This is a genomic window from Achromobacter spanius (assembly GCF_002812705.1).
Lineage (GTDB): Bacteria > Pseudomonadota > Gammaproteobacteria > Burkholderiales > Burkholderiaceae_B > Achromobacter > Achromobacter spanius.
In genome coordinates this window covers 5,737,547-5,754,042 of record NZ_CP025030.1, presented here as the reverse complement: position 1 = coordinate 5,754,042, position 16,496 = coordinate 5,737,547, and the positions used below count along the sequence as shown (strand labels likewise).

Sequence of the window (16,496 nt, the reverse complement as noted above, 5' to 3'; positions counted from 1 at the left end):
GCGCACATTGAAGTGAATGCCCGCTGATTATCTGTTAAACGCGCGAGGCATCAGACCAAAATGATGTCGTATTTTTCCTGCGAATATGTGCTCTCGACTTCCAGCGACACGCGCTTGCCCACAAAATCACCCAGCATCGCCAGGTGCTGGCTCTCTTCTTCCAGGAACAAATCCACGACATCCTGCGAGGCCAGGATGCGAAATTCCTTCGGATTGAATTGCCGCGCCTCGCGCAGTATTTCGCGCAGGATCTCGTAGCACACGGTGCGCGGCGTGCGCACATTGCCCCGCGATTCACACATGGGGCAGGGTTCGCACAACTGATGCGCAAGCGAATCCCGCGTGCGCTTGCGCGTCATTTCCACCAAGCCCAGTTGTGTGAAGCCATTGACCGTCATGCGCGTGCGGTCACGCGACAGCGCCTTTTTCAGTTCAGCCAGCACGGTCTCGCGGTGTTCTTGTTCTTCCATGTCAATGAAGTCCAGGATGACGATGCCCCCCAGGTTGCGTAAACGCAGTTGCCGGGCAATGGCCTGGGCCGCTTCCAGATTCGTCTTGAATATGGTGTCGTCGAAATTGCGGCCGCCTACAAAGCCCCCGGTGTTCACGTCCACCGTGGTCAGCGCTTCGGTTTGGTCGATGATCAGGTAGCCGCCCGATTTCAAGTCCACCCGACGAGACAGCGCACGTGCGATCTCGTCGTCCACATTGGCGGTATCGAACAAAGGGCGCTCGCCGCTGTAATGTTGGATGCGGTCCACTACGGATGGTGTGTAGATGCGCGCCCATTCCAACATCGCCGAACTCGTCGTGCGCGAATCCACCAGAATCGTACCGGTGTGGGGCCCGACCATGTCGCGCAAGACACGTTGCGCCAGCGTCAAGTCCTGATGCAGAAGGGCGGGTGCGGGCTGGGTGCGCGCGGCTGCCTGCACACTCGTCCACAGCTTGCGCAAGTATTCCAGATCCGCGGTCAGCTCTTCATTGTTGGCGCCTTCCGCCTGGGTCCGCACAATGAAACCGCCTTTTTCTTCAGGCGGCATCAGCGCCTGAAGCCGTTCGCGCAGTTGGATGCGTTCAGACTCGGTGTCGATCTTCTGTGAAATACCAATATGCGGGTCGTGCGGCAGGTAAACCAGCATGCGCCCAGCCATGCTGATCTGCGTCGACAGGCGCGCGCCCTTGGTACCCAGCGGATCCTTGACCACCTGAACCATGAGGGTCTGTCCCTCGAACAGCAGCTTCTCGATAGGCGTGGGGGTCAATCCCTGACTACGCTCGCCCCGGTTTTCGCGCAGGTCCGCAATATGGATGAAGGCGGCGCGCTCAAGCCCAATATCAATGAACGCGCTTTGCATGCCCGGCAGCACGCGAACCACGCGGCCCAGGTAGATATTGCCAACATGGCCCCGCTGGATGCTGCGTTCCACATGCAGCTCCTGTACTGACCCCTGTTCCACCAGCGCAACGCGGGTTTCAAACGGGGTCACATTGATCAGGATATCTTCGCTCTGGGCGATGGCTGGTGGCATAGCGTGCTCGTCTCCAAGTAGGTGCGGCGTACAGGCGAATAGTAAACGTACCCCAACGCTAGGCAAGTCCGGCGGAAGACTATCTATATATAGAGAGCTGGCGTGATGCGCCTGCCGATATCGGGGCTTGTCTTCCCGCAGGGCGGGCCGTCTTTGAGGATTCACACAACTTTCTTGCAGAGCTGGCGGGACAGCCCGAAAACCTGTGCTATAGTCTCGCTCCTTCGCAGTTCAGGCAGTTTTTGAATCGCGAAGCCAAGCAAGCGCAACAGGTCAACCGGCAAGCGATCCGCAAGGAAACCTTCCCCGGCCTGCCGCAAAGCAGCCAGCAGATAGTTATGCCGGCAGCCAAGCGGTTATTGCAAGGATTGCAGCAAATCAGGCAAAAGCCAGTTGCGCAATCTGCAAAAATCGTGCTATAGTCTTGGGCTTGGCTGGTGATGTTGATTCAGGGTTTACCCGGATAAATATTGCGAGCCACCTGGTTCAGTAACCAACCTCTGGATTCCAGAGCCAACGCAAAGCGCAAGCGAGCGGCGGGGTTGCAAGATAGGATGCAAATTAGGCAAGAGCCGGTTGCATAATCTGCAAAAGTTGTGTTATAGTTTCAGGCTTGGCAGTTGCCGAAAACTTAGGGTTAACCCGAATGGGTGTTCTGATGTTTCGATAGCTGCTAAGGGAGGGTGACCTGAAGAGGTCGCAAGCAAGAAAGCGGTGGCGCGAAAGCGAACGAAGCTGACTTGACAAGCGATAAAAACTTCTTCATAATCTCGCCTCTCTGCTGCTGAAAACAGCAAGCGACGCAAGGCGAAAGCCGCAGCGAAGCTGGCGGGTTCAGTAGGTAGCAAGAAGTTGGTAGTACAGAATTTAGCAGTACCGCTCTTTAACAATTAAACAACCGATAAGTGTGGGCGCTTGATGCGATGCACTGTGATCAAGTTGGGAGTTAAATCCTGGCTTTATCACAAGCACAATGAAATCAAGTGCTCACTAGAAGTGAAGTACCTTAGACGTCAAGTTTAAGAACATACCTCACTTCCTTTGAGTAGCGACGTATGACCTGGTTCGGATTTATTCGGACCAAGAATACGAAACAAATACAGAGATTAAACTGAAGAGTTTGATCCTGGCTCAGATTGAACGCTAGCGGGATGCCTTACACATGCAAGTCGAACGGCAGCACGGACTTCGGTCTGGTGGCGAGTGGCGAACGGGTGAGTAATGTATCGGAACGTGCCTAGTAGCGGGGGATAACTACGCGAAAGCGTAGCTAATACCGCATACGCCCTACGGGGGAAAGCAGGGGATCGCAAGACCTTGCACTATTAGAGCGGCCGATATCGGATTAGCTAGTTGGTGGGGTAACGGCTCACCAAGGCGACGATCCGTAGCTGGTTTGAGAGGACGACCAGCCACACTGGGACTGAGACACGGCCCAGACTCCTACGGGAGGCAGCAGTGGGGAATTTTGGACAATGGGGGAAACCCTGATCCAGCCATCCCGCGTGTGCGATGAAGGCCTTCGGGTTGTAAAGCACTTTTGGCAGGAAAGAAACGTCATGGGCTAATACCCCGTGAAACTGACGGTACCTGCAGAATAAGCACCGGCTAACTACGTGCCAGCAGCCGCGGTAATACGTAGGGTGCAAGCGTTAATCGGAATTACTGGGCGTAAAGCGTGCGCAGGCGGTTCGGAAAGAAAGATGTGAAATCCCAGAGCTTAACTTTGGAACTGCATTTTTAACTACCGAGCTAGAGTGTGTCAGAGGGAGGTGGAATTCCGCGTGTAGCAGTGAAATGCGTAGATATGCGGAGGAACACCGATGGCGAAGGCAGCCTCCTGGGATAACACTGACGCTCATGCACGAAAGCGTGGGGAGCAAACAGGATTAGATACCCTGGTAGTCCACGCCCTAAACGATGTCAACTAGCTGTTGGGGCCTTCGGGCCTTGGTAGCGCAGCTAACGCGTGAAGTTGACCGCCTGGGGAGTACGGTCGCAAGATTAAAACTCAAAGGAATTGACGGGGACCCGCACAAGCGGTGGATGATGTGGATTAATTCGATGCAACGCGAAAAACCTTACCTACCCTTGACATGTCTGGAATTCCGAAGAGATTTGGAAGTGCTCGCAAGAGAACCGGAACACAGGTGCTGCATGGCTGTCGTCAGCTCGTGTCGTGAGATGTTGGGTTAAGTCCCGCAACGAGCGCAACCCTTGTCATTAGTTGCTACGAAAGGGCACTCTAATGAGACTGCCGGTGACAAACCGGAGGAAGGTGGGGATGACGTCAAGTCCTCATGGCCCTTATGGGTAGGGCTTCACACGTCATACAATGGTCGGGACAGAGGGTCGCCAACCCGCGAGGGGGAGCCAATCCCAGAAACCCGATCGTAGTCCGGATCGCAGTCTGCAACTCGACTGCGTGAAGTCGGAATCGCTAGTAATCGCGGATCAGCATGTCGCGGTGAATACGTTCCCGGGTCTTGTACACACCGCCCGTCACACCATGGGAGTGGGTTTTACCAGAAGTAGTTAGCCTAACCGTAAGGGGGGCGATTACCACGGTAGGATTCATGACTGGGGTGAAGTCGTAACAAGGTAGCCGTATCGGAAGGTGCGGCTGGATCACCTCCTTTCAGAGCTTAAGTGCTCGTGTTAAGCGTCCACTCTTATCGGTTGTTTGATATAGCTGGGATCAGTTGTAGGCTTGGGTCGAGGGAATCTTCCCTGGGGCTTCAGCTTCCTGACTACTGATCCGAGAAGGTTTTGGGTCTGTAGCTCAGTTGGTTAGAGCACCGTCTTGATAAGGCGGGGGTCGTTGGTTCGAATCCAACCAGACCCACCAAGTATTCTGCGATGCAGGATATGGGGGTGTAGCTCAGCTGGGAGAGCGCCTGCTTTGCAAGCAGGATGTCATCGGTTCGATCCCGTTCACCTCCACCATTGATTCTCATAATCGCCCTGGTGGTGATGTAGAGGCTAACTCATAGCGCTGTTGTCAGCGTTATGAGTTAGGTTTTACCTAACAGCTATATTCGTTCTTTAACAATCTGGAAGAAGCACAACGAAATGTACTTATTAAGTACTCGGCGCAAGCTGAAGAAAATAAGTACGGGTTGTGATTGCATTATTTTGTTCCAAGTTCTCAAGACTGAGGTGAATAACCTCAGACTGCTTTGAAACTTATGAACGGCACAAACGCTAATACTCAGGTCCTATAGCCTACAGCGTTATAGGATCAAGCGACTAAGTGCATATGGTGGATGCCTTGGCGATCACAGGCGATGAAGGACGTAGTAGCCTGCGAAAAGCTACGGGGAGCTGGCAAACAAGCTTTGATCCGTAGATGTCCGAATGGGGAAACCCACCGCAGCAATGCGGTATCCCTAGCTGAATACATAGGCTAGTGGAAGCGAACCGGGTGAACTGAAACATCTCAGTAGCTCGAGGAAAAGAAATCAACCGAGATTCCGAAAGTAGTGGCGAGCGAAATCGGAAGAGCCTTTACGTTTTAGCACGCAAGATAGTCGAACGGAATGGAAAGTCCGGCCGTAGCAGGTGATAGCCCTGTAGATGAAATCTTGTGTGTGGAACTAAGCGTAAGACAAGTAGGGCGGGACACGTGAAATCCTGTTTGAAGATGGGGGGACCATCCTCCAAGGCTAAATACTCGTGATCGACCGATAGTGAACCAGTACCGTGAGGGAAAGGCGAAAAGAACCCCGGAAGGGGAGTGAAATAGATCCTGAAACCGTATGCATACAAACAGTAGGAGCCTCCTTGTGGGGTGACTGCGTACCTTTTGTATAATGGGTCAGCGACTTACATTCAGTGGCAAGGTTAACCGAATAGGGAAGCCGTAGCGAAAGCGAGTCCGAATAGGGCGATTCAGTCGCTGGGTGTAGACCCGAAACCAGATGATCTATCCATGGCCAGGTTGAAGGCACGGTAACACGTGCTGGAGGACCGAACCCACTAATGTTGAAAAATTAGGGGATGAGCTGTGGATAGGGGTGAAAGGCTAAACAAATCTGGAAATAGCTGGTTCTCTCCGAAAACTATTTAGGTAGTGCCTCAAGTATTACTGCGGGGGGTAGAGCACTGTTATAGCTAGGGGGTCATGGCGACTTACCAAACTATGGCAAACTCCGAATACCCGCAAGTACAGCTTGGGAGACAGAGCACCGGGTGCTAACGTCCGGACTCAAGAGGGAAACAACCCAGACCGCCAGCTAAGGTCCCGAATTATCGCTAAGTGGGAAACGAAGTGGGAAGGCATAGACAGTCAGGAGGTTGGCTTAGAAGCAGCCATCCTTTAAAGAAAGCGTAATAGCTCACTGATCGAGTCGTCCTGCGCGGAAGATGTAACGGGGCTAAGCGATAAACCGAAGCTGCGGGTGTGCACTTTTAGTGCACGCGGTAGGAGAGCGTTCTGTAAGCCTGCGAAGGTGGCTTGTAAAGGCTGCTGGAGGTATCAGAAGTGCGAATGCTGACATGAGTAGCGATAAAGGGGGTGAAAAGCCCCCTCGCCGTAAGTCCAAGGTTTCCTGCGCAACGTTCATCGGCGCAGGGTGAGTCGGCCCCTAAGGCGAGGCAGAGATGCGTAGCTGATGGGAAACTGGTTAATATTCCAGTACCGTCGTACAGTGCGATGGGGGGACGGATCGCGGAAGATCATCAGGGTGTTGGATGTCCCTGTTGCTGTATCGAAGATGGCGCTTAGGCAAATCCGGGCGCGTAAATCAAGGGTATGGCACGAGCGAGCATTGCTTGCGAAGTGATTGGAAGTGGTTCCAAGAAAAGCCTCTAAGCTTCAGCTGTGCGAGACCGTACCGCAAACCGACACAGGTGGACGGGATGAATATTCCAAGGCGCTTGAGAGAACTCAGGAGAAGGAACTCGGCAAATTGATACCGTAACTTCGGGAGAAGGTATACCCCGGTAGTGTGAAGCGCCTGCGCGCTTAGCATGATGGGGTCGCAGAGAATCGGTGGCTGCGACTGTTTATTAAAAACACAGCACTCTGCAAAGACGAAAGTCGACGTATAGGGTGTGACGCCTGCCCGGTGCCGGAAGGTTAAGTGATGGGGTGCAAGCTCTTGATCGAAGCCCCGGTAAACGGCGGCCGTAACTATAACGGTCCTAAGGTAGCGAAATTCCTTGTCGGGTAAGTTCCGACCTGCACGAATGGCGTAACGATGGCCACACTGTCTCCTCCTGAGACTCAGCGAAGTTGAAGTGTTTGTGATGATGCAATCTACCCGCGGCTAGACGGAAAGACCCCATGAACCTTTACTGTAGCTTTGCATTGATCTGTGAACCGGCCTGTGTAGGATAGGTGGGAGGCTTTGAAGCGTGGTCGCTAGATCACGTGGAGCCATCCTTGAAATACCACCCTGGTTTGTTTGCGGTTCTAACCTTGGTCCGTTATCCGGATCGGGGACAGTGCATGGTGGGCAGTTTGACTGGGGCGGTCTCCTCCCAAAGTGTAACGGAGGAGTTCGAAGGTACGCTAGGTACGGTCGGAAATCGTGCTGATAGTGCAATGGCATAAGCGTGCTTGACTGTGAGACTGACAAGTCGAACAGGTGCGAAAGCAGGACATAGTGATCCGGTGGTTCTGAATGGAAGGGCCATCGCTCAACGGATAAAAGGTACTCTGGGGATAACAGGCTGATACCGCCCAAGAGTTCATATCGACGGCGGTGTTTGGCACCTCGATGTCGGCTCATCTCATCCTGGGGCTGTAGCCGGTCCCAAGGGTATGGCTGTTCGCCATTTAAAGAGGTACGTGAGCTGGGTTTAAAACGTCGTGAGACAGTTTGGTCCCTATCTGCCGTGGGCGTTGGATACTTGACGGAGCCTGCTCCTAGTACGAGAGGACCGGAGTGGACGTACCTCTGGTGTACCGGTTGTCATGCCAATGGCATTGCCGGGTAGCTAAGTACGGAAGAGATAACCGCTGAAGGCATCTAAGCGGGAAACTCGTCTGAAGATTAGGTATCCCGGGGACTTGATCCCCCTAAAGAGTCGTTCGAGACCAGGACGTTGATAGGTCGGGTGTGGAAGCGCAGTAATGCGTTAAGCTAACCGATACTAATTGCTCGTGAGGCTTGATCCTATAACACTGATGGTTATTGACCTGGTGATATAGCGTTCCAAGTGTCGTTCAATACAAAATCTGGCTGCACCGTCAGCAGCCAGCCAACACCAATTACATACCCCTTGTGCGTGATCATCGAGTTTGCCTCTGATCATCCACACGTTGTGTTTCTTCCAAGATTGGAGCCGTTGCGCTAACCCGCAGCCGCTCAACCCGTTACGCCTGACGACCATAGCAAGGTGGTACCACTCCTTCCCATCCCGAACAGGACAGTGAAACGCCTTCGCGCCGATGATAGTGGACGGACGTCTGTGAAAGTAGGTCATCGTCAGGCTTTTATTGCGCAAAACCCCACAGGTGATCCTGTGGGGTTTTGTTTTTGGGTTTTGTTTTTGGGTTTTATTTTTGGGTCTTGATATTAGGTTTGGAATTTTAGATTGAGACCCAAAATTTGATCTTTGCGATACTGATTAATTGAAAACGCCTCGCGGCTCATGCCGCGAGGCGTTTTTGTTTTAGCCACGGCCTGAGTATTTCCGTTAGGGTAATTGGCGGCGTAGCGCCTGGAAGAACAATTCGGATTGCAAGCGCTCGCTTTGAATCTGCGCTGCGACTTTGGCTGCCAGATCGGTATTTACGGGCTTGAGCGGGCACCCAGTCGATTGCGCCAGCACCTGTGCAGCACAGGCGCGTTCCAGGAAAAAGAGATCGTCGTAGGCGTAGTCCAGCCGTTCCCCGCACACTACGACGCCGTGATTGCCAAGAAAAACGATGTCGGCGCCTTGCATGGCATGCGCGATGCGTTCGCCTTCGCTAACGTCCAGCGCGAGGCCGTTGTAGTTTTCGTCGATGGCCAGGCGACCATGGAAGCGCATGGCGTTCTGCGACAGCGTGGTGTCCAGGCCGCGATCGCTAGTGAGTGTTAGCGCCGTGGCGTAAGGCATGTGCGTATGCAGGACACAGGCTTTTCCCGCAACACGGTGAATGGCGGCGTGGATGAACATGGCCGTGGGTTCGACTGCGTGCCGGCCGGCAAGCTTGTTGCCATGGGCGTCGATCAATACGATGTCATCAGCCTGGACCTCGTTCCACATCAGGCCACGCGGATTGAGCAGGAAATGGTCGGGGTCGCCTGGTAGCGCCACGCTGAAATGGTTGCAGACCCCTTCTCCCAAACCATGGGCAGCCGCAGCGCGCAGTGCTAGCGCCAAATCAGCGCGAAGCGCCGCCACCGGTTCCGCGTGAAAGAGTGCGTTGGCGAATTGGGGGTCTGGATTCATGTCTACCTTCGGGGTTTGTGGGTAAGAGGAAACGGCTATCTATGTTGACCGGCCCTTGCCATGAAGCACATTCATAGCCAGCCAGCGGCTCGGAAAAGATCGGGTACGCGGTCCAATGTCGGTACGGTAGCGTCAGGACGATAGTCCGGCAAGCATTGACGACCTGTACCGCGGTCGATCCAGATGCATCGAAATCCGATGTCGCGCGCGGCGGCATGATCCAGATGCGGACTGGCGCAAATATGCACGACTTCCTCAGGGGTTACGCCCAAGCTGTTGTAGGCGTGGGCGAAGATCCTGCGGGAGGGTTTATAGGCACCCGCTTGTTCGGCGGTGATGACGCGATCGACATGCCCGCCCAGTTGCGCGACGTTGCCCGCAATGATCTGGTCGTCGGTATTCGAGATGATGCACAGGCGAAAGCCTGCTTGTTTCAACACGGACAGCGTGTCCACGACTTCGGGGAAAGGGGGCATGGCCGAGATGCTGTTGATCAGCATCTCGGCGTCTTCAGGGCGATAGACCGGGCCCAGGTCCTGCATGGTCAAGCGCAGAGCCTCTCGAGAGATATCGGCAAAATTGCGATGCGGCGGCGTGCGTTCCAGGCGATGTTCATGCTCGTCGTAAACATGCAGGAACTCTGAAGGGGTGGGCAATGCCCGCTCCTGCGGATTGGCGGCCAGGATGCGGGCGACCGCTGCATGCAGTCCTTCGTCCCATTGGATGAGGGTGCCGTAGCAGTCAAAGGTAAGCCATTGCGGGCGAGGCAGCTGGTTCAGCGGCATTTCGATGTCCTTGTCGATAGTGAGCAGGGGCTTTGATTGGGTCAGCTTAGAACCGAGCACATAAAGTCGTAAAATTAATAATCGAACTCTTCTTAGTTGATAGTCAAATATCAAAACCCACCCCATGCTTGATCTGGAACTCCTGAAAACGCTGGTGTGCGTAGCCGACGAAGGCAGTTTTACGCGAGCCGCCAGCCGCGTGCATCGCACGCAGTCCACGGTGAGCCAGCAGGTACGCAAGCTTGAGCAGACCGTGGGCAAGACACTGTTGTTACGGGATCGGGCGGGCAGCAATGTGGTGGCGACGGAGGACGGCGAGCTGATGTTGGCGTACGCGCGCCGCTTGCTGGCGATGGCCGACGAGGCCGAATTGGCGTTGACGGCGCCGCGTGCGGCGCGTGTATTGCGCTTGGGCGTTCCGGAGGACTTCGATGTCGTCCGGCTGACGGTGCTGCTGGCGGGATTTGCCGCCAGCCACCCCGAGGTCCGCCTGGAAACGGCCAGTGGCATGAGCGCCGAATTGCGCGAGCGCCTGGCGTCAGGCGATCTGGATGTGGCGTTGATCAAGCGCGAGCCGGGGGATGGCCCTTGTCTGGCGGCGTGGCCGGAGCGCTTGGTCTGGGTGGGAAGTAAAGACCGTTTGAAGGATCTTGCAGCGGTGCCATTGGTGATGTTTCCGCATGGCTGCATCTATCGCAAGCGCATGATCTATGCGCTGGAAACGGCGGGCCGATCCTGGCACGCGGCGTATCACAGCCATAGTCTGGCCGGCGTGCAAGCGGCCGTGGCCGCCGGTCTGGGCGTTAGCCTGCTGCCAGCGTTTGCCAAGTTGGCGTCACACGATGTGCTGGGTGCCGAGGATGGTTACGCCTCGGTACCCCCGACCGAGCTGGCGATCGTCAGCAATCAGCGCGCGCCGGGTGATCTTGAACGGCAATTGGTGGCGGCGGTGACTCAGGCCGTGGAAGCCGATACCCAGAGTCCGATAGCCGCATGAACGGTGCCGGCCCTCAGCTCAGGTCGCCATCCACGTAATACCACTGTCCACCCTCGCGAACAAAGCGGCTGACTTCGTGCAGGCGATGCGCGCGCCCGGCTTGGCGGCTGCGCGCGACGAATTCGACGGTGGCGTGGTTGGCGTCCTGGTCGCGCGCCTGTTTGATGGAGAGCCCAAGCCATTTCAAATCTGGCGGATTGGGTTCCAGCGTTGCGGGGCGGGTCGTGGGATGCCAAGTGGCCAAAAGATAGGGCAGCTTGTCGAGCACGAAAGCGCTGTAGCGCGACCGCATGAGCGCTTCGGCGGTGGGTGCCTGCATTACGAGCGGGCCGTCATGCCAGCGGCCGCAGCAATTGGAATAGGCCGCGCCGCCGCAGGGGCAGGGCGCGATTGAGGGTGAGGATTTCTTGGTCACGGCGTGCGAGGTGGCGGGGATCAGGCCCGAAGGTCGTTGTATTCGGGATGGCGGCGCATGTAGACCTCGGCATACGAGCACACCGGGCGCACTTTCCAACCCTGGGCGCGAGCGGTATCAAGCGCGAATCTGGTCAATTCTGCGGCGATGCCGCGCCCGCCGACCGGGCTTGGGACGCCGGTATGAACGATGACCATGGTGCCGTCCTGCAACTGGTAGTCCAGTACGCACAGCACGCCATCGACTGTAGCGGTGAAGCGGGATTGTCCGGGGTCTTGGGTGACAACAGTCATTCGACGGGCTCCTTGGATGTGCCGGGACACGGCCCCGGCGTTCAAGTGGACAGATTAATCCCTGGGGATGTCTAACGGTCGGCGTCTGGTCGGCGTCTATCGGCGCAAGGCCTTGATCAGCGCGGTGAGCTGGGCGTCGCGCGTTTCCACCAGATCGGCAATGCTGCGTTGGCCGGCCTCGGCGTTGACGCCGTCGATCAGCTTGCGCTGCAGGGCCGGCGTGACCTCGGGCGCGCCCAGGTCATCCCACCAGGTTTGCACGGGGCCCAGAAGGTGGTCCATGAAGTTCGCCAGCCCGCCCGCGCCACCGCCCAGATTGAATGTCATATGCGGACCAAACAATGCCCATCGCAAGCCAGGGCCTTGTGAGACGGCCGCGTCGATATCCGCGACGCTGGCGACATTTTCCGCGGCAAGGTGGATGGCTTCACGCCAGATTGCCGCTTGCAGCCGGTTGGCGATATGCCCCGGCACTTCCTTGTTCAGCCGGATGGGATACTTGCCCATGGCTTTGTAGAACGCGATGCTCTGGTCGATGACCGCTGCCGAGGTCTTGTCGCCCCCCACCACTTCCACCAGTGGAATCAGATGCGGCGGGTTGAAAGGGTGGCCAATGACAAAGCGCTCGGGGTGCCGGCAACGGGATTGCAGGCGGCTCATGATGAGGCCCGACGAACTGGACGCGACGATGACATGGGCAGGCAGCATTGCATCCATGCGGGCAAAGAGGTCGATCTTGAAGTCTTCGCGTTCGGGCGCGTTTTCCTGCACGAAGTCCACGCCGGCCAGCGCCAGCGCCAAGTCCGGTTCAAATCGCAGGGATTGCGGCGAGGCGCCTTCAATGACGTGTCCCAATTCAGTCAGCACGGGCCACGCGGCTTGGACGCGGGCCCGTGTTTGCGCTTCGGCATCGCCAGCGGGGTCGCAGACCACCACGTCCATCCCGCGAGCCAAAAACAGCGCCGCCCAACTGGCTCCGATGGTGCCGGCGCCAACGACGGCGATACGGCGGATGGACGGCTGGGGCTCGGCGGTGCGGGACATGCGGCTCTCCTGGTTATCGGGTTTGGCCACATTGTGAAGCAAACGCCGGGCCGATGCCTACCGCGGATCACACATTGCGCGCGCTGCGCAGGTACCGCCACACCAACACCACCGCGCCCACGTAGCTTGCCGCGATCACGCCATAGGCCACGGGCAGGCTGGCGTTCCAGTCAGGCAAGGCGTGCAGGATGGTGCCCATCAAGGCCACGCCCACCAACGCGCCGGACTGACGGTTCGCGTTCAACGCCGCCGCCGCGCTATTGGCGTGGTGCTTGCCCGAGACCTGCATGACGACGCTGGTCATCGCGGGCACGGCGATGCCCACGCCCAGGTTGGCCAGCGCCACCATGATTGCAAAAGGCCAATAGGCCATGCCGGGCGAGAACGCAATGATGCCGGCGGCGCTCATGGTCGCAGCCAGAGACAACCCTCCCAACAGCGAGGCCGACACGTTCCAGCGGGCGGAAACACGCCCCGAAATCATATTGCCGATCGAGAACACCGCCAGCATCGGCACCAGTTGGATGCCGGTCTGAAGCGCGTCGGTTCCCCGGGCGTGCTGCAGGAACAGGCTAAGCAGAAACAGTTGGCCGTAGGAGGCCAGATTGATCAGGAACCCCACGCCATTGGCGGCGGCGAAATGGGCGGTGGTGAACAGCACGCGCGGCAGGATTGGTTCGGCATGGCGGCGTTCGCGGCGCACCAGCAGCACGGCAGCGGCAGCGCACAGCGCAGTGACGCCGGCAATGCGGCTGGACGTCCAGCCGTAGGCATTGCCTTGGATCAGTACGAAGCACAGCGACGACAGTGCAATCACGCCGAGCAGGTGGCTCAAGGGGTTAAGCGCGCGAGGCCGGCGCGGCGCGCTCTGGATACGCCGACGGGCAAGCCACAGGCCAGCCAGGCCAAGCGGGATGTTGATGAGGAAAATGCCGCGCCAGCCGAATTGATGGATGAGCACGCCGCCCATCAAGGGGCCGGCCGCGCCCGCCACGGCCACGATGGCAGACCAGGCGGCCAGCATCCGGGTACGCACCTGTTCGTCGTCATAGGCGTGCGTGAGCAAGCTTAACGAGCTGGGCATGAACAGGGCGGCGCCCAGACCCTGCAGCATGCGGGCGGCGATCAGCGTGGTAGCGTCTGGCGCCAGGCCGCATAGCAATGAGGCCAGGGTGAATACGGCCAGCCCCGCCAGATAGATGGTCTTGGCGCCGTACCGGTCAGCCAGCGCGCCGGCCACCAACAACAAGGCGGCGAAGGTCAGCGTATAGCCGTCCACAATCCAGACCAAATCCGTCAGCGGGACGACGAACTGCACGGCGATGCTGGGCAGCGCGACGTTGACGACCGTGACGTCCAGCATCGCCATGACAAAGCCGATCGCCAGGGTGACAAGCGGCAACCAGCCCGTAAGGGGCTTGTCGTCAGCGGCGGGAAGCTGGGCGGGTGGGGTGGGGGCTTGCGGGCAGGCGGTGGTCATGGAACGTCACGAATGCGGCTTTTCGAGGGATGAAGCTTAGGCCCTTTCCTTGCTGCAAAAAATACGAAGAATTGCTTTATCGTGATGCGAAAATGCATCACGATTCAAGGCTGGCGGTGAAAAGGAAGCGCGCTATGGATTGGGACAACGCCAGAATATTCCTGGCGATTTATCGAATTGGCACGCTGCGCGGCGCGGCGGCGTTGTTGCAGATCGACCAGGCAACGGCGGGCAGGCGCCTGGCCGCGCTGGAGACGTCGCTGGACGCCCGGTTGTTCCTGCGCACGCCGGGCGGATACGTCCCCACCGCGGCGGGGGAACTGGCTTTTGCGGCGGCGCAACGCATGGAGCAGGCGGCCGATCAACTGCAGCGGCAGATGCAGGGGATGGATCACCGTTTGTCCGGCGTGGTGCGCGTGGCGGCGTCTGAAACCGTGGCCAGTTATTTCATCATGGAGGCCGTGCGGCGGGTGCAGGCCCAGCATCCGGACATCCGTGTGGTGCTGTCGGCATCAATCCAGATCAGCAACCTGACGCGGCGCGAGGCGGACCTGGCGATCCGCAACATCAAACCCGACAACCCCGAACTGATCCAGCGCCACCTGGCCCGCAAGGAAGTCGGGCTGTATGCGTCGCGCGCTTACCTTGCCGCGCATGGCGAGCCGCGGCCGGGCACCGCGTTCGCTGGCCATACGCTGGTGACGTATCAGCAGGCGGTGCTGCCGGGATGGTCCGACACCTTCTGCGGCGAACCCACGGGCAACGGCCGTATCGCCATCGAGCTGAATTCCGGGCTGATGATTCTTGAAGCCGTGGTGGCTGGGCTGGGAATCGGCGAATTGCCCACGCACATGGCGCCGGATTATCCAGACCTGGTGCGCATCTGGCCCAGCCGTAGTGAGCCTTACGATTTGTGGCTGGTCATGCATGGCGACCTGAACCGCACCGCGCGCGTGCGTGCCGTGGCGGATGCGATCGTCGCGGTGTTCGAAGCGGACAAATAGCGCACACCTGCGGTGAACCGTGGCTTGTGGGCGGGCGCGACAGGCGCTAAGGTTTGCTTGGCCCGAAAAAACCACGACCTCAGGAGTGACGCGTGTCTGATCTTTGGCGTTTGTCCGCAGTTGAGCTTGCCTCCCGTATCCGTAACCGTGAAGTGTCCGCCGTCGAGGCCGCGCAAAGCGCGCTGGAACGGCTCAACGCCGTGAATCTCGCGCTGAATGCGGTCGTGGATCATCGTCCTGACGAGGTCATGGCGCGGGCTGCCGCCGTGGACGCGCAGCTTGCGCGCGGGGAAGATCCTGGAGTCTTGGCCGGCGTACCCGTCACGGTCAAGGTCAACGTCGATCAGGCGGGCTACGCCACCACCAACGGGGTCAAGCTGCAAAAAGACCTGATCGCCGCAACGAACAGCCCCGTCGTCGACAACCTCTTGCGGGCCGGTGCGGTCATTCTGGGCCGCACCAACACCCCGGCGTTCTCTTTGCGCTGGTTTACGGGCAATGCGCTGCATGGCGATACCCGCAATCCGCGAAATGCAGCACTGACCCCGGGCGGGTCGTCGGGCGGCGCGGCGTCAGCAGTGGCGGCAGGCATCGGCCATCTGGCTCACGGGACCGACATCGCCGGGTCCATCCGCTACCCCGCCTACGCCTGCGGCGTACACGGCTTGCGCCCATCGCTAGGCCGCGTGGCGGCTTACAACGCGGCCTTGCCCGAACGCTCTATTGGCGGACAACTCACGGCGGTGTCCGGGCCCTTGGGTCGCACCATTGCAGACGTGCGTCTGGGGCTTGCCGTCTTGGCCGCGCCAGACCCGCGCGACCCATGGTGGGTGCCCGCTCCGCTGGTAGGGCCGGATGTGCCGCGCCGTGCCGCGCTGTGCGTGAACCCCGATGGCATGGATACCGAACCCGCGGTCGTCAAGGCATTGCAGGAAGCCGCGCGACGCCTGACCGAAGCCGGATGGACGGTGGATACGCTGGATGCCGTGCCGCCCATGCAAGAGGCGGCCGATCTTCAGGTGCGGATGTGGATGGCCGACGGCTATGACGCCATGGTGGCGGCGGCGGAAAAAGAGGGCGACCAGGGCGCGCTGGTGGCATTGCGCGGCCAGCGTGACAAGGCGGCCGAAGCCAACCTGAACAATTTTTCCGCCGTGCTGACGCGTCGGGCAACGTTGACCCGCATGTGGGAAATGTTCTTGGCCGATTACCCCATCCTGTTGCTGCCGGTGTCGGCTGAGCTGCCGTTCCCCGACAAGCTGGATCTACAAGGCGATGCCGCTTATGCCCGTGTGTGGCGGGCGCAAATGACCCAGATCGGCGTGCCCTTCATGGGCTTGCCCGGCTTGTCGGTGGCGATGGGCCAGGCCATGAGCAGCGTGGGGCAAAGCCCGGTCGGCGTGCAGATCGTGGCGGGCCGTTATCGCGAGGATTTATGCCTGGCCGCTGGCGAAATCATTGAAGCGGGCGGCGACGCCGTCACCATCGCCGAACCCCAATCGCGTTGATTCCCCAAGCGCCTTGCCGCGCGCTCGTGGGCGCGGCAAGGCGCGGGTGGCA

Annotated in this window: 11 protein-coding genes, 2 tRNA genes and 3 rRNA genes; 9 read left to right on the top strand and 7 right to left on the bottom strand. The window is 58.5% G+C overall.

The window, feature by feature from the left end; translation table 11 throughout:
- Positions 1-50: 50 nt before the first annotated feature.
- Positions 51-1,532 carry a ribonuclease G gene (rng, locus tag CVS48_RS26095; protein WP_100856987.1) on the bottom strand — a complete coding sequence of 494 codons (1,482 nt, stop codon included), beginning with the start codon at positions 1,530-1,532 and terminating at the stop codon, positions 51-53.
- A gap of 242 nt (positions 1,533-1,774) precedes the next feature.
- Between rng and CVS48_RS29325 the strand changes: the two genes are divergently transcribed.
- The 6 genes from CVS48_RS29325 (at position 1,775) to rrf (ending at position 7,972) form a co-directional block, all read left to right on the top strand.
- Entirely contained in the window at positions 1,775-1,954 is a 180-nt protein-coding gene (locus CVS48_RS29325) for a hypothetical protein (RefSeq protein WP_126376175.1), read from the top strand.
- Between the two features lie 686 nt (positions 1,955-2,640).
- A 16S ribosomal RNA gene (locus CVS48_RS26090) occupies positions 2,641-4,171 on the top strand.
- Positions 4,172-4,303: 132 nt separating this feature from the next.
- Positions 4,304-4,380: transfer RNA gene (locus CVS48_RS26085), tRNA-Ile, on the top strand.
- A 22-nt stretch (positions 4,381-4,402) separates the two neighbouring features.
- A tRNA-Ala gene (locus CVS48_RS26080) sits at positions 4,403-4,478 on the top strand.
- 293 nt (positions 4,479-4,771) lie between these two features.
- Positions 4,772-7,656 (top strand): 23S ribosomal RNA (locus CVS48_RS26075).
- Between the two features lie 203 nt (positions 7,657-7,859).
- Positions 7,860-7,972: ribosomal RNA gene (gene rrf, locus CVS48_RS26070) — 5S ribosomal RNA — on the top strand.
- Together the 16S, 23S and 5S rRNA genes with 2 tRNA genes alongside form the textbook arrangement of a ribosomal RNA operon.
- A gap of 205 nt (positions 7,973-8,177) precedes the next feature.
- On the opposite strand, the gene CVS48_RS26065 is transcribed toward rrf, so the two are convergent.
- Complete coding sequence (locus tag CVS48_RS26065; protein ID WP_100856986.1) at positions 8,178-8,918, bottom strand: aldolase; 741 nt, start codon at positions 8,916-8,918, stop codon at positions 8,178-8,180.
- A gap of 71 nt (positions 8,919-8,989) precedes the next feature.
- Positions 8,990-9,703 carry a haloacid dehalogenase type II gene (locus CVS48_RS26060; RefSeq protein WP_100856985.1) on the bottom strand — a complete coding sequence of 238 codons (714 nt, stop codon included), beginning with the start codon at positions 9,701-9,703 and terminating at the stop codon, positions 8,990-8,992.
- Positions 9,704-9,827: 124 nt separating this feature from the next.
- Here CVS48_RS26060 and CVS48_RS26055 point away from each other — a divergent pair, with 124 nt between their 5' ends.
- Positions 9,828-10,700, top strand: a complete 873-nt coding sequence (locus CVS48_RS26055) for a LysR substrate-binding domain-containing protein (RefSeq protein WP_100856984.1) — start codon at positions 9,828-9,830, stop codon at positions 10,698-10,700.
- Between the two features lie 13 nt (positions 10,701-10,713).
- Here CVS48_RS26055 and CVS48_RS26050 read toward each other — a convergent pair whose 3' ends face one another.
- The 4 genes from CVS48_RS26050 to CVS48_RS26035 form a co-directional block, all read right to left on the bottom strand.
- Positions 10,714-11,115: a YchJ family protein gene (locus CVS48_RS26050; protein ID WP_100856983.1), complete on the bottom strand. Its 402-nt coding sequence runs from the start codon at positions 11,113-11,115 to the stop codon at positions 10,714-10,716.
- Positions 11,116-11,135: 20 nt separating this feature from the next.
- Positions 11,136-11,408 carry a GNAT family N-acetyltransferase gene (locus CVS48_RS26045; protein WP_100856982.1) on the bottom strand — a complete coding sequence of 91 codons (273 nt, stop codon included), beginning with the start codon at positions 11,406-11,408 and terminating at the stop codon, positions 11,136-11,138.
- A 96-nt stretch (positions 11,409-11,504) separates the two neighbouring features.
- On the bottom strand, positions 11,505-12,452 hold the full coding sequence (locus tag CVS48_RS26040) for a 3-hydroxyacyl-CoA dehydrogenase NAD-binding domain-containing protein (protein ID WP_100856981.1): 948 nt from the start codon (positions 12,450-12,452) through the stop codon (positions 11,505-11,507).
- Between the two features lie 67 nt (positions 12,453-12,519).
- On the bottom strand, positions 12,520-13,932 hold the full coding sequence (locus tag CVS48_RS26035) for an MFS transporter (protein ID WP_100856980.1): 1,413 nt from the start codon (positions 13,930-13,932) through the stop codon (positions 12,520-12,522).
- 134 nt (positions 13,933-14,066) lie between these two features.
- On the opposite strand from CVS48_RS26035, the gene CVS48_RS26030 reads away from it, so the two are divergent.
- Both CVS48_RS26030 and CVS48_RS26025 read left to right on the top strand, forming a co-directional pair.
- On the top strand, positions 14,067-14,936 hold the full coding sequence (locus CVS48_RS26030) for a LysR family transcriptional regulator (protein ID WP_100856979.1): 870 nt from the start codon (positions 14,067-14,069) through the stop codon (positions 14,934-14,936).
- A 92-nt stretch (positions 14,937-15,028) separates the two neighbouring features.
- On the top strand, positions 15,029-16,444 hold the full coding sequence (locus CVS48_RS26025) for an amidase family protein (protein ID WP_100856978.1): 1,416 nt from the start codon (positions 15,029-15,031) through the stop codon (positions 16,442-16,444).
- Positions 16,445-16,496 lie beyond the last annotated feature (52 nt).

Bases quoted from the DNA above. Each gene is read 5' to 3' on its own strand.
- rng (WP_100856987.1), bottom strand. From the start codon at position 1,532: ATGCCACCAGCCATCGCCCAGAGCGAAGATATCCTGATCAATGTGACC.
- CVS48_RS26065 (WP_100856986.1), bottom strand. From the start codon at position 8,918: ATGAATCCAGACCCCCAATTCGCCAACGCACTCTTTCACGCGGAACCG.
- CVS48_RS26060 (WP_100856985.1), bottom strand. From the start codon at position 9,703: ATGCCGCTGAACCAGCTGCCTCGCCCGCAATGGCTTACCTTTGACTGC.
- CVS48_RS26055 (WP_100856984.1), top strand. From the start codon at position 9,828: ATGCTTGATCTGGAACTCCTGAAAACGCTGGTGTGCGTAGCCGACGAA.
- CVS48_RS26045 (WP_100856982.1), bottom strand. From the start codon at position 11,408: ATGACTGTTGTCACCCAAGACCCCGGACAATCCCGCTTCACCGCTACA.
- CVS48_RS26040 (WP_100856981.1), bottom strand. From the start codon at position 12,452: ATGTCCCGCACCGCCGAGCCCCAGCCGTCCATCCGCCGTATCGCCGTC.
- CVS48_RS26035 (WP_100856980.1), bottom strand. From the start codon at position 13,932: ATGACCACCGCCTGCCCGCAAGCCCCCACCCCACCCGCCCAGCTTCCC.
- CVS48_RS26030 (WP_100856979.1), top strand. From the start codon at position 14,067: ATGGATTGGGACAACGCCAGAATATTCCTGGCGATTTATCGAATTGGC.